Source organism: Cohnella silvisoli, assembly GCF_021190915.1.
Classification (GTDB): Bacteria; Bacillota; Bacilli; order Paenibacillales; family Paenibacillaceae; genus Cohnella; species Cohnella silvisoli.
Genome location: NZ_JAIOAP010000021.1, coordinates 19,279 through 36,708, shown reverse-complemented (window position 1 = coordinate 36,708; position 17,430 = coordinate 19,279). Strand labels below are relative to the sequence as shown.

General features: G+C 53.3%; 13 protein-coding genes. 12 read left to right on the top strand and 1 reads right to left on the bottom strand.

The window, feature by feature from the left end; translation table 11 throughout:
- Window positions 1-7 precede the first annotated feature (7 nt).
- From K7P76_RS29040 to K7P76_RS29020, 5 genes are all read left to right on the top strand, one after another.
- The gene (locus K7P76_RS29040; RefSeq protein WP_232189579.1) at window positions 8-3,103 is read left to right on the top strand and encodes a baseplate J/gp47 family protein; all 3,096 of its coding nucleotides are present in this window, start codon (window positions 8-10) and stop codon (window positions 3,101-3,103) included.
- Window positions 3,104-3,140: 37 nt separating this feature from the next.
- A complete protein-coding gene (locus K7P76_RS29035) occupies window positions 3,141-5,384 on the top strand; it encodes a baseplate J/gp47 family protein (protein ID WP_232189578.1) in 2,244 nt (747 codons plus the stop codon).
- Window positions 5,385-5,414: 30 nt separating this feature from the next.
- Entirely contained in the window at window positions 5,415-7,520 is a 2,106-nt protein-coding gene (locus tag K7P76_RS33545) for a phage tail protein (protein WP_232189577.1), read from the top strand.
- A 117-nt stretch (window positions 7,521-7,637) separates the two neighbouring features.
- Window positions 7,638-9,296: a hypothetical protein gene (locus K7P76_RS29025; protein WP_232189575.1), complete on the top strand. Its 1,659-nt coding sequence runs from the start codon at window positions 7,638-7,640 to the stop codon at window positions 9,294-9,296.
- Between the two features lie 96 nt (window positions 9,297-9,392).
- The gene (locus K7P76_RS29020; protein WP_232189574.1) at window positions 9,393-10,064 is read left to right on the top strand and encodes a tetratricopeptide repeat protein; all 672 of its coding nucleotides are present in this window, start codon (window positions 9,393-9,395) and stop codon (window positions 10,062-10,064) included.
- A 114-nt stretch (window positions 10,065-10,178) separates the two neighbouring features.
- On the opposite strand, the gene K7P76_RS29015 is transcribed toward K7P76_RS29020, so the two are convergent.
- Window positions 10,179-10,466 (bottom strand): hypothetical protein, encoded by a 288-nt coding sequence (locus K7P76_RS29015; RefSeq protein WP_232189573.1) that lies wholly within the window; start codon window positions 10,464-10,466, stop codon window positions 10,179-10,181.
- A gap of 206 nt (window positions 10,467-10,672) precedes the next feature.
- Between K7P76_RS29015 and K7P76_RS33815 the strand changes: the two genes are divergently transcribed.
- The 7 genes from K7P76_RS33815 to K7P76_RS28985 all read left to right on the top strand — a co-directional run bounded on the left by K7P76_RS33815 (window position 10,673) and on the right by K7P76_RS28985 (window position 17,410).
- Entirely contained in the window at window positions 10,673-10,954 is a 282-nt protein-coding gene (locus K7P76_RS33815; protein ID WP_373692543.1) for a GyrI-like domain-containing protein, read from the top strand.
- Window positions 10,955-11,212: 258 nt separating this feature from the next.
- Window positions 11,213-11,455, top strand: coding sequence for a hypothetical protein (locus K7P76_RS29010; protein WP_232189572.1), 243 nt, complete (start codon window positions 11,213-11,215; stop codon window positions 11,453-11,455).
- Window positions 11,456-11,836, top strand: coding sequence for a retropepsin-like aspartic protease (locus K7P76_RS29005; protein ID WP_232189571.1), 381 nt, complete (start codon window positions 11,456-11,458; stop codon window positions 11,834-11,836).
- A gap of 434 nt (window positions 11,837-12,270) precedes the next feature.
- Window positions 12,271-15,279: an ATP-binding protein gene (locus K7P76_RS29000; protein WP_232189570.1), complete on the top strand. Its 3,009-nt coding sequence runs from the start codon at window positions 12,271-12,273 to the stop codon at window positions 15,277-15,279.
- A 99-nt stretch (window positions 15,280-15,378) separates the two neighbouring features.
- Complete coding sequence (locus K7P76_RS28995) at window positions 15,379-16,215, top strand: alpha/beta hydrolase (protein ID WP_232189568.1); 837 nt, start codon at window positions 15,379-15,381, stop codon at window positions 16,213-16,215.
- A 113-nt stretch (window positions 16,216-16,328) separates the two neighbouring features.
- Entirely contained in the window at window positions 16,329-16,859 is a 531-nt protein-coding gene (locus K7P76_RS28990) for an AfsR/SARP family transcriptional regulator (protein ID WP_232189567.1), read from the top strand.
- Between the two features lie 65 nt (window positions 16,860-16,924).
- On the top strand, window positions 16,925-17,410 hold the full coding sequence (locus K7P76_RS28985; RefSeq protein ID WP_232189566.1) for an SRPBCC family protein: 486 nt from the start codon (window positions 16,925-16,927) through the stop codon (window positions 17,408-17,410).
- Window positions 17,411-17,430: the final 20 nt, after the last annotated feature.

Here is a 17,430-nt window from a genome sequence, read left to right as displayed (position 1 = left end):
AAAACGTATGAAATCAGAGCAATGGCAAGACGGGTTAGCCCGTTCGCCTGCGATCGATGGGAGGGACCTTAACGCTCTCGTCGATCAGATGAAGGCGATGGTACCCCATTATACGCCGGAATGGCGATTCTCGCCGGATGACCCGGATGCGGGCACCGCGTTGTTCTACTTGGCGGCGGACATGCTGGGGGAAAACATTAAACGGCTGAATCGCGTTCCGCTCAATAATTTCATAGCTTTCCTTGATTTGCTTCAGGTAAAAATTCAGCCTGCCCGCCCTGCGCGTACGCATGTCGTATTTGCGCTGAATGACGGAGTGCGGGAACCTGTATATGTTCCCAGCGGGACGCAGTTGACTGCTGAGCCAAATGATGAAGGGGAAGAGCTTCCGTTCGAAACGGAGGGGGCGCTACTCATTACTCCGGCCAAGCTGACCGAGCTGTATAACGTACATCCGGATCGTGACCGGATTATACTGTCGAGCGAGCGCTACAATGATCATCTGTTAGCGGGAACGGTGCCGGAACTGTCGCTGTTCTCTGTAGAGGGTGATAACCTTCAGGATCATGTTTTCTACATTCGCAACGACGATTTATTCCATTTGAACCATCCTGCTCGATTGACGCTGAAATGGCATAATGCCGAGCGCAGGTACGTAGAAGGCGATCTAGCCTCGATTTTCTCGCGAATGGATTGGTTGGAATGGTCTTATTCCCGGGGAAGCGAGTGGATTCCGTTCGAGAAGGCGACTGTTCAAGGGCAGGAGATTACGCTTTCGAAAACAACATTCGGAGCCGTGGAGTCTACAGAGGTAAGCGAAGTTGCTGGGCGCTGGATTCGCTGCCGAGTGAAGCCTAGCACGGACGGAGCAAGCGGTCCTCCCGTACTGAAAGCCATTCCGGAGATGGATCGGGTTACGATGCGGGCTTCGCATGATACCGAACTTGATCCGGGAGGCATCGCCCCAAGTGAGCTTTATTTCAACGATACGGAGCTTGAGAAATCCGGTTTCTATCCTTTTGGCGAATATTCCGTGCCTTATTCCGTGTTTTATGCGGCTTGTCCGGAAGCCTTCAGCAAGCGGGGCAGCCGGCTGCGGATGACCTTCCAAGCGAAGAACGTCCCCAATGCGTTAAGAACCGGACCTGATCCTGAAATACGTTGGAAAATGGTTATGAGAACGGCGGATTTCGAGAAAAAACCATTGCCGCGGCTATATATAAGACGGGTCCATTGGGAGTATTGGAATGGCGACAACTGGATGAGGCTGCCGGAAAGCGGTGCTTTCGAAGAGTTGTTCGTGGGTCTGTCCGAGGAACAACGGGAGATCAAGCTTGAATTTCCATGTCCGGAGGACATGGCGCAGACGTTCGTGAACGGGCGGGAAGATTGCTGGATCCGTGCACGCGTTACGGCAACGGATACTCCAACCGCGCCAGTCGTCGAATACATGAGTCCAAGGCTGGAGAAGATGGCCTTCTCATATGCTTATCCCGCCTCCACCGATCTGAGACCGGATAACGCATTTACCCTAAACAACGCAATCATGACCGACGTAACCGCTACGGTGCAGCAAGGCGGCGATACGTTCAAGCCGTTTTTGCCTATTCCTTGTCCTGCTCCTTCCGTATACATGGCATTTGATGTTCCGCCGCTTAAAGGACCTATCCGCATGCAATTTACGTTGGGCAGAAAACCGGCTGCGGAACAACAAATCCCTTGGGTCGAGTGGGAAGCTTACGTACAGAGCGGCAATGAATGGTCATGGGCGGCTTTGAAAACGGTCGATGAAACCCAGGGATTCACCCAATCGGGAATGCTTCAATTCGTCGGCCCTGCCGGACTAGCTGTTGCAACGCTATTCGGCCGGGAAAGGGTATGGCTGCGCGCCGTGAACCGCGACGGACGTTACGGGGCGAGCGACATCGTCCTCCCTAGCGTGACGAGCATTCATCGCAATGCGGTGCTTGCCATTCAGCAACGGACGGTCATTAACGAATACCCGGAAATCGGCAAAGGCGGTCATATCTTGTCTCAAACTCCGGTCGTAAGTCAAGAGGTATGGGTCGACGAGACCGGATTTATCGGGGAGCATGAGCTGAATAGATTAGCGGAATCGGACCCGGACCGTTATGAGATTTACAGGGACAGCGAAGGAAACATTCAACGTCTATGGGTTCGCTGGAATGAGGTTCACTCGTTAAACGGATCGGCTTCGGACGAGAGGCACTATACGATTCAGCCAGCTACCGGACTGATCCGGTTTGGGAACGGCGTACGGGGAATGGCCCCTCCGCTCGAGGGGGGAGATAAAATCCGTGTCACCTACCAAGTGACGAACGGCTCCCGCGGCAACGTGGGAAGAGGTCAAATAGCCGGTATTATGCAGTCGCTTGCTTTCGTGAACGGGGTGTCCAATCCATTGCCCGCTATCGGGGGAGGGGACTCGGAGTCGATCGAAGGAGCTTTGCTCAGGGGGCCGCAGCAGTTGAAGCATCGAGGCCGCGCCATCTCCGCTGCCGATGTCGAGTGGCTGGTCAAGGAAACCGACCCTGGCATCCTGAAAGTCAAATGTTTGCCGAATCGCAACGTAAAGCTAGAGCATTCTCCCGGCTCTTTTGTCGTCGTGGCGCTTCCTTCCGGCGGCGAGGCGGGTAAAGAACATTTTCCGGAAACGAAACGAAATCTGGAATCGGTATTGCGCCGTACAGCTTCTAACTTGGTCGCATCCGGGGGACGGCTAATCGTAATTCCGCCGGCGTTCCTGGAAATATCGGTTATTGCGACGCTGGTCGTGGATTCCCCGGATCTTATCGTGCAGGTCGAGACAGCTTGCTTGGATTTGCTGAACCGGTTTTTGAACCCGATTAACGGCCAATTGGACGGGCAGGGATGGGAAATCGGCGAGCCTATCCATTCATCGGCTTTCTACGGGTTATTGCAATCGGTGAGAGGCGTTCAAAGGGTGGAGCAGCTGCATATAAGCGTACTTCGTACGGAAAATGGAGAGTCCGTCGAGATGATGCCGGACAATATCCGCCTCGTGCAACATGGTATCGTTGCGAACGGTCGCCATCATCGTCTTACCGTCGTACTTTCATAGATAAAATTTTATTTTTACGAAAGGAGGGTTGATCCTTATGCTACCGCGTCTGCCGCTCGACGATCGTACTTTCGAAAGCATATTGCAGGAAGCGCGCCGCAGCATACCTCAGCGGTTGCCGGAATGGACGGATGAGAACACGCATGATCCCGGCGTGACGTTCCTGGAGTTGTTTTCCTGGCTGAGCGAGATGCAGCAGTTTTACTTAAGCCGGGTTCCGGAACGTAATTTGCGCAAATTTCTTGATCTGCTTGGCGTATCTCCGAGGGAAGCTTCTTCCGCAGAAGCAGAGGTTTCGTTCGGCAACGTCCGGGAGTCGGTCGTGCTGCCGCGCGGAACGAAGCTGCTGGCGGAGGATCAACTCTTTGAAACATTGGATCGGGTTCGGCTTCTGCCGCTTGCCATCGACCGGATCGTTACTCGTACGGAACGGGAAGCCAGCGATCGGTCCGCTTCCAATACGGGAGGAAATGTTGCTTTCTATGCTTTTGGAAGAGAAGCGGCTGCCGACAGCCGATTATATATCGCGTTCGATCGCGAGCCGGTCGTTGGCGAAATCATCTCGTTACATATTCGTTTGGCGGAAGATTCGAACAGAACGGCGGACATTGCCGGCGGCAAACCGGAAGGTGTTATTCCTTCCGCTAGAGTCGCTTGGAAAGCATACGGCTGGGAGGAAAAGCATGGCGTTTCGTGGCTGCCGCTGCGGCTTCTTGAGGACGATACGCTGCATTTGACCTATAGCGGTAGGATTACATTCGAAATAACGGCACCGCTGCGGCCTGTCATCGTCCATCCCGCCGGAGACCGTCCGCGTTACTGGATAAGCTGCACGCTTGAGGAATCCGGCTATGAGCTGCCGCCGCGGATTGATCGGCTGCTGCTGAATACGGTGAGGGCAAGGCAGCAAGACACGAAGAGCGAGCAGGCATTGTTCGATAGCAACGGAATGCCCGGGTTCTCCATTGAAGACGATAGCTTCCTTGCGCGTTACGGGAAATTGCGAGTTCAAGTCCGGGAGTCGGATGGACGTTGGCGGGAATGGCGCGAGATCCCGAATTTCGATGCCGGGAATGCCGACGCTCAGAGCACTTGTTATACGGTTGAACGACATTCCGGCAGCAACGGCCCGGTAACCGTCCGATTCGGAGACGGAGTGCTAGGCACGATTCCTCCGCAAGGCAAGGGGAACATACGCCGAATTCATTATTCCGAGGAATTCACCTCCCTTTGTTATATTGGCCGCAGCAACGGGCTGCCTTATCAGAAATTCCAGCTTTATGATTTGCCATGCAAATGGAGCAACGGACTGCTGCTTCAAGTAGGAGTGCCTGAGGGAGACGGCGGCAGGTTATTATGGGAAGACTGGGAGCCAGTCCGGGATTTTGACCGTTCAGGACCGCTTGATCGTCATTATGTGTACAATCCGTCTACGGGTGAATTAAAGTTCGGCAACGATGAGAACGGAGCAATTCCGGCTTCCCATGAAGATTTGAATTTATGCGTCATGTCCTGCGTATTAGGCGGCGGAGAACGAGGCAATATTAAACCCCATTTGCTCAATTCTTGGATTCAGCCGGAACTGGATGAGCTTCAACTGACCGCGGACAACGCCGGTTATGGCGTTGGCGGGGCGGAAGGAGAATCGCTTGAGGATTGCTTGGAGCGGGCGCAGAAGGAATGGCAAACCCCTTATTGCGCGGTGACGAACGATGATTACGTGAGAATCGCCAAGAGTACTCCGGGTTTGAAAGTGGCAAGGGTGCATGTGATTCCCCATTATGCGCCGGGAAGAGGAAAATCCGCGCCGGGCGCGGTTACCGTTGTGGTCGTTCCGAAGGGGCTAAACGACACTCCAATGCCAAGCCCTGGTTTTCTGGCAACGGTTGCGAAGCATCTCGACGACAGAAGGCTGGTTACGACGGAAGTCCATGTCATCGCGCCGGAATACGTGCAAGTGACCGTACATGCGGTAGTGGTCGTGGAGCCGCATTTTATGGAAGAAGGGCATCGGATCGTTGCGGCGCTCAATCGCTTGATTTCCCCATTGGACAAACCGGATGGCATTCAAGGCTGGCCTTTCGGGCGCACGGTGCATAAAGGCGATATCTACAGCGCCATTAGCCGGATTAAAGGGATTGCCTACGTGCAGGATTTATGGTTAGACGCAGAGGGGAAATCAATAAGGAAAAGCGCCGGCGGGGATATTTTGCTTCCGGATAGCGGAATTATTTTCTCCGGGGATCATCGCATAGAACTGATTAGCCGAACGCAACTCTAGCGGATTAAGAAGCAGAGAGGAGGGATGAAAGTGGAAGGCGGAGCAACCTATTATTCGTTAAATCAACCGGAGCACTGGGCTCGTCGGGGAATAAGCCGTAACCTGGAAACGGAGGACGGCGTCACCATCCGGCGGGGAGAGAAATACGGAGTTCTAGAGACGATCAATTTGGAACATCTGGAAGGCGTCGGAGAGGTTACCGCCTTTGCCATCACCCCTCAAGGACATTTGGTGTTGTTGAACGAGGACGGGGATCTATGGACTTATGACAGAGGCAGCAGGCATCACGAGCGATTGTTCGTACCGGGACATAACCTGTTCACGGCGTCTGCCATGCTTGCCATTTCCGGAGACATTTTGTTTGTCGCGGACGCTGCCGGAGAGCCTTCCATATCCGCCTACGACATGGCGAACGGTCAATTGCGTTTCCGGCGGTCGGGCCATTTTTTGGACGAAACGCCCTTTTATCCGCTCGCCATCGCATCCGATGCAACCGGGTTGTATATTCTGACTACCCGTCAGACGCCGGACGAGGAAACGGCTGTCGATGGATTAGGTTTCAGACAGCTAGCGCTAATTCGGTTGACAATCGCCGGAACATTGGTAGATATATACACCGAGGAACGGCTAACGGCCAAGCTTCCGGAAGAGATGGAACGGTGGCGGGGAACTCAGTTTTTATCCGTATCGCCGCAAGGCGATTTGTACGTGCTGGAGACTCTGACATGCGCGCTGTACATTATTTCCGGCTCACCTCGCAAGCTCGATCGTTTTCTGATGCCGCCGCTTTATTTTGCCGGATTGGGAGTCGATTCCCGCAAGCAAATCTACATCGGGGACTCCCGAGTGATTGGGGAAGAGGGCGAAGATGACCGCTTCATCGTCCATTTCGGCGAGAACGGCGAGCTTCTGGATCGGGTTGCGGGCTTCAGAGGCAAAGTTAGCGACCTGCTTATCGACGGACGGGACCGAATGTACATTTGGAACGGGGAAGCCCGAACGGTCACGGTGTTGGAGCTGCAGCCGCAGACGATGGGATGGGAAGGAAGCGCGGCTCCCGAAGGCGTATGGTTATCTAAAGCGTTCGACAGCGCTGAGGCAGAGACGGTATGGCATAAGTTCACGCTCGATGCGGACATTCCCGACGGCACGCAAATTCGGATTTCCTATTTCAGCTCCGATTCGGAATGGCTTCCCCTTCAAGGGACGGTCTGGAAGGTGAACGATTGGGTAGCGGAGCAGGACCATTCGTTCAGGGAAAAGCTGGCCGGTTTGGCGCCTTATTGGTCACAGCCGATCGTAAATCCTCAGGATGCTTTGTTTTTCGGAGCACAGGGAAGATACTTATGGCTGAAGGTCGAGTGGATCGGAAGCGAGAGGCATACGCCGCAGCTTCGCCGCCTTAGGGTGTATTTTCCGAGAGAGACTTTGCTGTCCTACTTGCCCGCCGTCTACCAAGAGGAAGAAAGCAGCCGAGATTTCCTGGCGAGATTCCTGTCTCTCTTCGGTACGTTATTCGATAGCGTTGAAGAGCAGATCGACGGCATGGCGAAGCAGTTCGACTCGGAGCGAGCGGAGGGCAGGCAGCTTCGATGGCTTGGATCCTGGCTCGGACTCGATAGCGATGAGCATTGGCGCGACGAGTGGGTAAGGCGGCTCATACGAGCGGCTCCCGAGCTTTACCGGTACAGGGGGACAAGGCGCGGTATCGAGAAACTCGTAGAAACGTTTACCGGGTTACCTCCTATCATCGTTGAGTCGTTTCAATTCAAGGCTATGAGAGACCATGCGGAATTGCGGTGGCTGACCGATCGGCTTTATAGCGACAATCCGCATACGTTTACCGTCTTGCTAGATCAAAGTCAGGCGCCGACGGACAAGGAACGCGTGCTGCTTCGGGGACTCGTCGAGGAACACAAACCGGCTTTCACGGAAGTAAGGCTTGTGTGGCTTCAACCTTGGATGTACCTCGATTTACATACTTATCTTGGCATCAATACCGTGCTTGCCGAACCGTCCTTGTTCACGCTGCATACGGACAGGAACATGCCTAACGACACATTGATTGTGGATCTGGACATGGATGGAAGAATGGACGCGCATACGCGGTTGGAGATGGATTCCGAGTTGGAATGAGGGTGACGACAAACCGCAGACGCCAGGTCGCTGCTCGTTTGATCGCACTTAGGTGACGACAAACCGCAGACGCCAGACCGCTGCTCGTTTGATCGCACTAAATAAGGAGGGTTTCCGGTGAAAAAGGCGAGGATGTTTCCATTTGAGAGAAACAGGTATTTTTACGGCAAACTGCTGACGGTGCGGGACTTTGAATCGGAGCAAAAGTATTTCAACGACAAGCGCAGGCTGCTCAACCGGCTGCTCTTCGGAAGCGGCGTCGTCGCCGGCATGCAGGTAGTGGCCGTGGACGACAAAACGATAACGGTGGAAATGGGAGTCGCCATCGACTACCTTGGCCGGGAAATCGTCATATCCTCTCCGGTCACGCTTAAGCTATCTATGATAGACGGTTTTACGAACAATGAGTACAAGAAAAACGTCTACTTGTATGCGGCTTACGATGAGAAGGGTCGGGAACCTGTACATTCGGTCGGCAATTCTTCGGTCCGCGGAGAAGAGATGAGCGAGTACAACCGGTTTCTGGAAAGCTATCGGCTGTACGTTAAGGAAGAAGCGCCTTCTCCGCTGTCCTTCGAGCATGCCGGGTTGCTGGAGGATGTCATTACGATTTATCAGGATTCCGACGTTCGCGTAACTCAGAGAATGCCCAAATACGCGAATCCCGGCGATGTCATCGATGCGACGTTGGTCGTGGAGAAGACTTTGCAGACGCCTCGCGTTTCGCTTTCTTTTGCGTATGCTGCAGATGGCTTCGATTCATTGGACAAAGAGGGAAATAACGTTCGGTTTCTGGAGCCGGGAGACAAACAAGAGACGGAATACCGTCTGTCCTACAGCGTGAAAGTACAAGACCGCCCAGGTACGATCGGCAAGCTGACTTTGAACGCCGGCGCAGTGGAATTATTCATCGGGGATAACCGGATTCCCCTTGATCATTCGGTATCTCATTCCGTAGAAATCATAGCTCAGCCTGTAGCCGATCGGATTCTGAAGGATTGGTATGAACGCTCGCTAGATCAAGCGGCGGAAGGTTTCGCGGACCAGAACGTATGCCTGGCGAAAATAGGTCTCCTTCAGTTAGGACCGACTTATATGATCGAGCAGGTAGAGCGGGTACCTTTTGGCGAATATATTCCTAATGCCTCGCTTATGCACCGGATATCCCAAAGCGGACGGTCATCGTCTCTGAACCGGTTCTATGCGGAGTCGCAAGCTTATGACCTGGAATACGGAAGCAAACCGGAATTGGATGTCGTCTATCATCCTGAACGGAACGCGTTCGATTTCAAGCTGGGTATTCCCAAACCGCAAACGATCAACGATGAGATGGCGACGGGAACGGTCGACGTGCCTTTGGATACGCAGGAAAAATCGGGTATGCGCTTTTTCTCGAGAGGGAAACGGAATTTCGTTACCGATGAGATAACGCACGGCCTAGGCAATGGCCAAATAACGGTCGTCGTCGGACTTGAAGAAATTCCGGATCCGAACGCGCCTGTCGGCTCAGGAGGTTCCAAAGTGTATTACGGTGCTTCCGACGTGTTTAAAGATACGGAATATGAAGCGGAGCTGCCGAATATTACTTTCGGGACGTTGATTTATCCGGATAAAGGAAGTTTCCGTATCGGGATGAAGCTAGGTGGAGCTACGGAAGCGACCTCGCTCCGCGTTCGCTGGTGGGCATTCAAGAAGCTGCCCGATGGCGCCAATGTGCAGATTTCGGGTGCGCAAACGGCGATTGCTGAAGCTGCTGCGGGCAGCGAGAAAAACTAACGAGTGATGCCGGCAGCTGGCTTTTGAGTGCAATAAAGGGCATCATACCTATCGTGACCATCGGAAAAAAGAGGGAAATGGAGGGCTTGGTGTCGGATGAGTAAAATTTTGTTGTTCGTCGGATTAACATGGCTGCTAGGAAGCCCATTTGCGGCGATTTTGGTTCTTCTGGTTATTTTCTACGTCCTGGAACGCAGATTTATCGGATTGTCTCCTAGCATTGTCCGTCCATTCCGACGTCGCAATTTAATTGCCAAATGGAGAAGGCAACTCCACTTAAGTCCTCATGACGTATCCGCCAAATCCGAGCTTGCCCGTCTGCTGATCGAAAGCAAGAAATTCGGTCAAGCCCGTGAAATCCTGCTTGGCATTGAGACGCAAATGGATCACTCGGCAGAGTATTGGAGCGATATCGGGATTTGCGATCTGGGTCTTGGGAATTTGGAGGATGGGGAACGGGAAATGAAGCGGGCGCTGGCCATAAGTCCAAGAGTAAAGTATGGGCAACCGTATTTGCGTCTTGCGGAATCGTTCTCCAAGCGAGACCCGGTAAAAGCGATTGCGTACTTGCAGGAGTTCAAAGAGGTTAATTCCTCCTCTTGCGAAGCTTATTACCGGCTAGGGTCCGTGTATACGAGTTTAGGCAATCCGGAAGAAGCGGCTAAAGCGTACCGTGAATGCCGCCAGCTTTTCCGTTCATTGCCGCGTTATATGAAACGGCATGAGCGTAAATGGGCACTTCGCAGTTTTTTCCGCAGCCGCGGCTAGTAGAGTTGTGGTTAGAGTAGGCGGCCATAGAATGCAAAGGCAAGGGGCTCTCCCATTCGGTCTGTTCAGACCTTGCGGGAAAGCCCCTTTGATAAATCGGTTAAGGATTAATAATTAGTCAACGACCGACTCCGACTCCGAGTCGGAGGATTCGGTTTCGTGCGCAGCAACTTCGGCTTCCGCAGGCTCATCTGCTTCAGCTTCAGCCGTAACTTCCGCTTCTTCCGCTTCGGCGACTTCTACTTCTTCTGCCTCGGCAGAAGCTTCTTCGAAAGCTTCCTCAGCGGCTTCTTCCTCATCCGAGCTTGCCTCGATTACTTCCACTTCTTCGGCTACGACTTCAGCTTCTGCATCCGCTTCCAAACTTTCAACCGCTACTACTTCTTCAGCTTCCAAGTCCATCTCGATAAAACCTCCCGGGGTAATGATAAGGGGGACAAACCCCTAACATCAACGTTATATCTAAAGTAAAAATGTGGCAACGGTGTTATTTTGTTGGATATTGACTAGTTTAATCGAAAGCGGGAGCACTCGAGTTAATCCGTGAAATAACGTCAGAAGTTCCTATGAAGGTCGAATGGGAAATGTGGCGGAAATTCAGGTAGAGGATGCCGTCGTTTGGTCTGCTTCAGAAATATCCACCCGGTTTTTTGGTACATAAAAGGAAATTAAATCGTCTCGTAGAAAGGACTATTTCTTCCCGAGAATATGCAACGATAACGCATAAGGGCGAAATATTCAAAATTGGTGATTCGTACATGGAACTAGTAGCGTGGATCGGTAGGGAAGGGCACAAGCAAGTTTCGGATTGGGTTATAGAATTATACGATGATCGTTTTATTCTTACTTCAAGTGAGAGTGAAATGGAAATCTATATACCAATTCAATGAGGGCCCCGACATCAGATAACAATATGTTCACGCATCGGGCCGGCATGCGCCGTCCCTCGGTCCGCCCGAGGCATTTCGGGGACGTAGGGTCAGGCGGACACATCCCACCGGCTAAGTGCCTGACGCGCACGCGGCCACTTTGTGGCCTTAAGCCGCTGGGACGTCGCGAACACGGAAACGTTAGGTGAAATTCTATCAAGGGATTTTCAAACCAAGAAGTGATACAATTAAGTAAAAATACGTTTGGAGGAATCAAACGTGAAATGGCAAGAAGTTCAAAGTATTTATCCAAATCAATTTGTGAAATTTGAGATCCTACATTCCGAAGAGACGGACACTCAGGAAATAATTGATGAGGTAGCAGTTATCGGTCCGATTAAAGACGAAGATGCCACACGAGAATTGTTGAACAGCAAAGACAAAACATTAGTCTATCGTACTTCTAAGGACCAAATTGTTGTAACGATTCGTAAAAGCATAGGATTAAGGAGAAAACTCTAAATGCAAATTGAATTCAGAGATGGACTCCTCTTTACAGAAATAACCATTAGATATAATGGACGAACGAAAGTGATTAACAATATTGTCATAGACACTGGAGCAAGCCATTCATTAATTTCTCAAGATGAAGTTGATGATATTGGAATCAAAGTGACTTTAGAAGACGATATAATAACGAGTTATGGAATTGGTGGCAAGGAACACGCCTTCATAAAAATGGTGGAATCAATAGAAGTAGGAGAATATGTGTTAAGAAATATTGAATTGGATCTCACCTCATTTAAGTATCACAACATCAATGGATTACTTGGGCTTGATATCTTAATGAATGGAAAATTCAACATAGATCTAAACAGACTTAAACTACTGCATCTGCAATGAAGATTGCAGATTTTTTTGTTAGTTTTTCGAGGAAGCTGAATCAGGCGGATACATCCATTCCCCTAAGATAAGAGCTATCTAAGGGGAATGAACGTCACCGATACAAGCACATTAGTACGCCAAGAAACTTGTTAACTCTAGCAGGGTGAAAGTCCGTACTAGGGCGCGGGAGAAGCTGAGAAAATCAGTGGCGGCATTCACGGATTGGTGCAAAGAGAACAGGAACAAAAGGCTAGTCCCGGAAGCGATGAAGCAATCTATAACCGCGAGGGGCATCGGGTAAGGGTGAAGCTTGAGAGTATTTTGGGAGCGGAGATTGCTAATCTATCGGAAAAGGAAAGGGGGGGTGACGGCGGTTCACCTCTCTGGCGGCGGGGCTGACGCTGATTCCGCTGATTTCGTTTCTCCTCCTGGTGGGGATTTACGATTACACGGTGCCGAACCGGGAAGCCCCGACGGCCCGGCAAGGCGTTCTTGATCTGAGCCGATGGGATTTCGGCGGGAGCGGGTTCGTCAATCTCGACGGGGAGTGGACGTTCTACCCGAACAAATTGCTGTCGCCGGATGATTTTCGAAGCGGCAGAGCCGATGGCGTCCGGACCATCATCGCCCGCATACCGAACGCGTGGTACGGAGGAAGCCCGCTAGGCGAGGCGAGCCAGGCCCCCCACGGCACATATCGGCTGACCGTCAAGCTGAAGGAGAGCGGCGGCAGCTACGGCATTCGGGTGAACAACATCAACCGGGCGCACCGGCTGTACGCAAACGGCCTATGGATCGGGAGCGGGGGGAACCCGGCCGACAATCTGCAAGATTACAAGCCGGAAAACAAGCCGTATACGACGTTCATCCAAGCGGAAGGCCGGGATATGGACTTCGTACTTCAAGTGGCGAACGACAACTACGCCCGTTCCGGGGGGTTCGAAGAATTGCAGCTCGGCTTGCAGGAGGACATGCTTCGGAAGGAACGGACCCTGTTCGCCGTGGAGTTCTCCGGTCTGATCATCCTGCTGCTGTTCAGCGGGTATCACTTAAGCCTCTATGTCATAAGGCCTAAGGATAAGGCCTATCTTTACAGCGCCCTTTATTTCCTGACCTTCCTGTCGGTAGCCGTAATGAGCGGGGATAAGCTGCTGCTTCAACTCGTTCCGGGATTTTCCTATGAACTGGCGAAGCAAATCTACTATATTGGCGGGTTGACGAATATCGCGGTGCTGGGCATCTTCCTCCATTACTTGGATGGCAGGCTGATGTCGCTCAGGCTGCTCAAGATGCTTTTTGCTCCGATTGCCGTCTATCTCGTTGCGGTGGTGATGCTCCCTTACCCGTCCTATTCAGGCGTTAGCGATCTGATGTGGGATTATGCCGGGCTGCTGGTTGCTTTCTATCTCTATCGGGCCATTCGGTTGTATGTCAAGCAAGACGGACAATTGGACCGCAAGGAAACCGCTCTGCTTGTCGGAATGCTTGTGTCGATTACGATGATTTCATTGAACGGAATCCTCTATGCTCTCGGCTGGGTCGAGACGGACCTTGGCCGACGGATCGCGTTTCTGGCAGTTACCGCGTTCGTGAACACGCTGCTCGCCTTCCGGCTCGCCCGTGCTACGGACCGCACGGAGCAGCTGACGGAGCAATTGCTGTTGCGGGACAAGCTGAAGGATGAATTTCTCGCAAATACGTCGCACGAACTGAAAACGCCGCTGCACGGCATCCAGAACTTGGCTTCCTATTTGCTGGACGGGAAGGCGGGGGCGCTTACGGACAAGCAGCGCAGCGAGCTGTCGCTCATCCAGGACACGTCGACGAAGCTGTCGGCGCTCGTGAACGACCTTGTAGACGTTGTCCAGATGAAGCATGGGGATCTGCGTCTTGCGGAAACGGTGCTGGATTTGCGCGTGGCGGCGCAGACGGCGTTCCAGGTGTTGGAATTCGAGCTGGCGGGCAAGGACGTGCGCTGGGAAAACCGCATCGGGGCGGGAACGTTCGTCCGGGCGGATGAGAACCGGGTGCGCCAGGTGCTGTACAACCTAATCCATAACGCGATCAAGCATACGAAAAAAGGCAGGGTAGCAATCGGCGCGAGGACGGAGGATGGCCAAGTCATCGTATCCGTGGAGGATACGGGTATCGGGATCCCGAAGGAAAGCCATGAGGCGATATTCGGGTATTTCGAGCAAGCCGAGCGCCCTATGCCGCATGACGGTTATACGGGGATGGGGCTGGGCTTGTATATTAGCCGGCAATTGGTCGAGCGGATGGGCGGCAATATCTATGTCGAGCGATCCGAACCCGGTCTGGGAACGCAGATGACGTTCACGCTTCCGGCGGCTGAGGTGGAAGGCTGGGAAACGGGACATGTCTATGCGGCGGTCGCCTCCGAGAATGGTGCCGCAGCCTTCCCGGCGGAGCTGGACATCTTCGACGACAAGCGAGACCAGACGATCCTGGTCGTCGACGACGAGGCGGCGAACGTACGGATTCTGCTGAATCTGCTGGGCGACGACTATAACGTGCTGACGGCTTTCTCGGCCAGTGAAGCGCTCCGCAAGCTGCGGGACCGTCGGAGGATCGATCTCATCATCCTCGATGTTATGATGCCGGAGATGTCCGGCATCGATCTGTGCCGGACCGTGAGGGAGACGCGTTCGGTGCTCGACCTGCCTGTCCTGTTCGCGACGGTGAAGGATTCGTTGCACGACATCGAGCTCTGTTTCCGGGCGGGCGGGAACGACTTCATCGCCAAGCCGTTCGATCCGAAGACGCTGGCCGCGCGGGTACGTACGCTGCTGTCGATGAAATCGGCGATGGAGCAAGCCGTCAAGCACGAGGCCGCGTTTCTTCAGGCGCAGATCAAGCCGCATTTTCTGTATAACGCGATCAGCAGCATCGTTTCCTTCTGCTACACCGACGGGGAGAGGGCCGCTCATCTGCTCTCCATGCTGAGCCGCTATTTGCGGTTCGTGTTCGAGCGGGATCAGCGGATGCTGCTCGTTCCGCTGCACGAGGAGCTGGAGCTCATCAAAGCTTATGTGGAAATTGAGAAGGCCAGGTTCGGCGATCGATTGGTCTTCAAGCTTCATGCGGATCCGGTCCTCGAAACGGTCCTCGTTCCTTCGCTCACGATCCAGCCGTTCGTCGAGAACGCGATTCGGCACGGGTTGTTCGAGAAAGAAGGGATCGGTACGGTAACGCTGACGGTCTCGGATGGGAACGGCTATCTGCGGTTCGACATCGTCGACGACGGCGTCGGCATGGCGGACGACGTGCTTTACCGGATTCGGGCGGCGGAACGGCCGGACGGGGCCGGCATCGGCATGACGAACGTCCACAAACGTTTCGCGTCCATTCCGGGCGCGAGCTTGACGGTCGATTCCGCCTTGGAGCTGGGAACGAGCGTCACGGTCTATTTGCCGAAACAGGGCGAAACGGCGACGGGATAGAAGCGCAACGGGAGTCGTTTACTTGGGAGAATCTTGGGATCGCGGTTTGCTATTTTCCGACAAGGGGTTATCACAGGCGTCCTCAAGGGGGAAGTATTTTTGAAAGAAATCGAAGGGACTTTTTACGGAGTAAACGGGGCACAGCTGTTCTACCGCAAAGTGTTTCAACGGGAATCCGCCAAAGGAACGGTCATTGCCGTTCACGGACATGGAGATCACAGCAGGGGTTTGCAAAACCTTTATGCCAAATTGGCGGAGAGCGGTTATATCGTGTATGCCCCTGATTTACGGGGACATGGGAGAAGTCCGGGCATACGAGGGTTTATACGTGCTTGGGAGGAGTATCGGGGAGATCTGCATGTTTTCCGGGAACTGGCCGCTACCGAAACCCCGGAACTGCCCGTCTATGTAGTGGGACACAGCCTTGGCGGGGTGATTAGCGCGGATTATACGTTATTTCATGGCGAGGGGATTTCGGGGCTCGTATTGATCTCTCCTGCCATTTCTTATGAAGCGACCTTCTTGGATAAATGTCTCATGGCTCTAATGGGGAAGCTGAAACCCGATCTGGCCGTTCGCAAAGCCGGGAAACCGGATCTATTGACGCAAGATCCCGAAATCCTGTCTCGTCTGATCTCCGATCCCCTGCGACACGATACGGTAACCCCGGGTTTGGGCCTCGGATTGATGCAAGCCTTATCGCGTTTAACGAATCAGGCGTCGTCCATTCAAATCCCGCTGCTGCTGCAATACGGACTTGAAGATAAGATTACTCCCCCCGCCAAGCTGCGGGAGTTTTTCCATTCCGTCGGTTCCGGGGACAAACAATCATTCGAATACGATGAGATGCGGCACCGTCCGTTTGACGATTTGGGGCGGGAACGTTTTTTCGCGGATATGTTAGCTTGGTTGGAGCGGCATGCGATTTCACGTTGAGGTTGCAAGGGGGAGGGGAAGATATCGCATTCTTCGCATCTGATCGTGGAAGACGAAAAACCTAGGTCGTGTTCACGACCGCATATCCGGGGTATGCCGTGGAGGCTTTCCGCGTGAATGCGGTCGATTACCTGCTCAAGCCGATCACGCCGGACTCGTTGGAGAGGGTCGTGGCCAGACTGTTGAAAAACCACGAGAAACGCGCCGCGTTGCGGCCGCCTGCAGCTGCCGAGGACCCACCCGTCCGCTGCTTGGGGACGTTCGAGACGAGGGGGAAAGACGGTAAGCTCGTCAACTGGCCGACCTGGAAGACGGAGGAGTTGTTCGCGCATTTGCTCTCGTATCCGAACCGGCTGCCCGGCAAGTGGCATCTGGTCGACTTGCTATGGTCGGAACTGGACGAAGACCGAGCTCTCAACAATCTTCACAACACGGTTTACCGGCTGAAGAAGGCTCTGAAGGAAGCGGGAATCGAGGTCGATTTGACGCATATGAACGAAGGGCATCATTTTTCGGGTGCCATTGCATTGTCGGATTTGGAGCTTTTGCGCGATTTCTTGAACCGGACGTCAGCGAACGACGAGCGGAATGCGGCGGAAGAGATCCGGGCGCTGGCGGAGCGAACGCTTGGGAGAATTTTGTGAGACTCGTTTGTTATCCTTGATCAACATGCGGGCACAACTGTAGGAGCCGGGAGGATACGGATATTATGGGAGCAAACGAATATTATATGCCGACGGATTGGCGAATCAAGGGAGACATTCGGGAAGTTTACGAAGTTTGTTCGAATTTCAAGGACTACCATCGCTGGTGGCCGGAGGTGTATTTGGATATTCAAGTGGCTGGTACGGACAAGGAGACGGGAAATGAGGCGTATGCCATCCTCTCGAAGGGCAAGCTGCCTTACAAGCTGCGCTGGAAGTCGTGCAAAACGGCCGAATACGCCCCGTTTTCCCTGTCGCTGAAGGCTTCCGGGGATTTGGCCGGCCATGGCACGTGGAAGTTCGAGCAGGACGGGGAATACGTGAACGTGAGATTCGATTGGTACGTAAACGCGGAAAAACCGCTGCTCAAATTTTTGTCCCCGGTGATGAAGCCGATATTTCGGTCGAATCATTACTGGGCGATGGGAAAAGGGTTCGAGAGCCTGAAACGGGAATTGGAGCGGAGGCGCAGAGCGGGGATCTCTACGTAAAGGAAACAATGTGAATCGAC

Coding starts and splice junctions, on each gene's coding strand:
- K7P76_RS29040 (WP_232189579.1), top strand. CDS start 8: ATGAAATCAGAGCAATGGCAAGACGGGTTAGCCCGTTCGCCTGCGATC.
- K7P76_RS29035 (WP_232189578.1), top strand. CDS start 3,141: ATGCTACCGCGTCTGCCGCTCGACGATCGTACTTTCGAAAGCATATTG.
- K7P76_RS29020 (WP_232189574.1), top strand. CDS start 9,393: ATGAGTAAAATTTTGTTGTTCGTCGGATTAACATGGCTGCTAGGAAGC.
- K7P76_RS29015 (WP_232189573.1), bottom strand. CDS start 10,466: ATGGACTTGGAAGCTGAAGAAGTAGTAGCGGTTGAAAGTTTGGAAGCG.
- K7P76_RS33815 (WP_373692543.1), top strand. CDS start 10,673: ATGCCGTCGTTTGGTCTGCTTCAGAAATATCCACCCGGTTTTTTGGTA.
- K7P76_RS29005 (WP_232189571.1), top strand. CDS start 11,456: ATGCAAATTGAATTCAGAGATGGACTCCTCTTTACAGAAATAACCATT.
- K7P76_RS28985 (WP_232189566.1), top strand. CDS start 16,925: ATGGGAGCAAACGAATATTATATGCCGACGGATTGGCGAATCAAGGGA.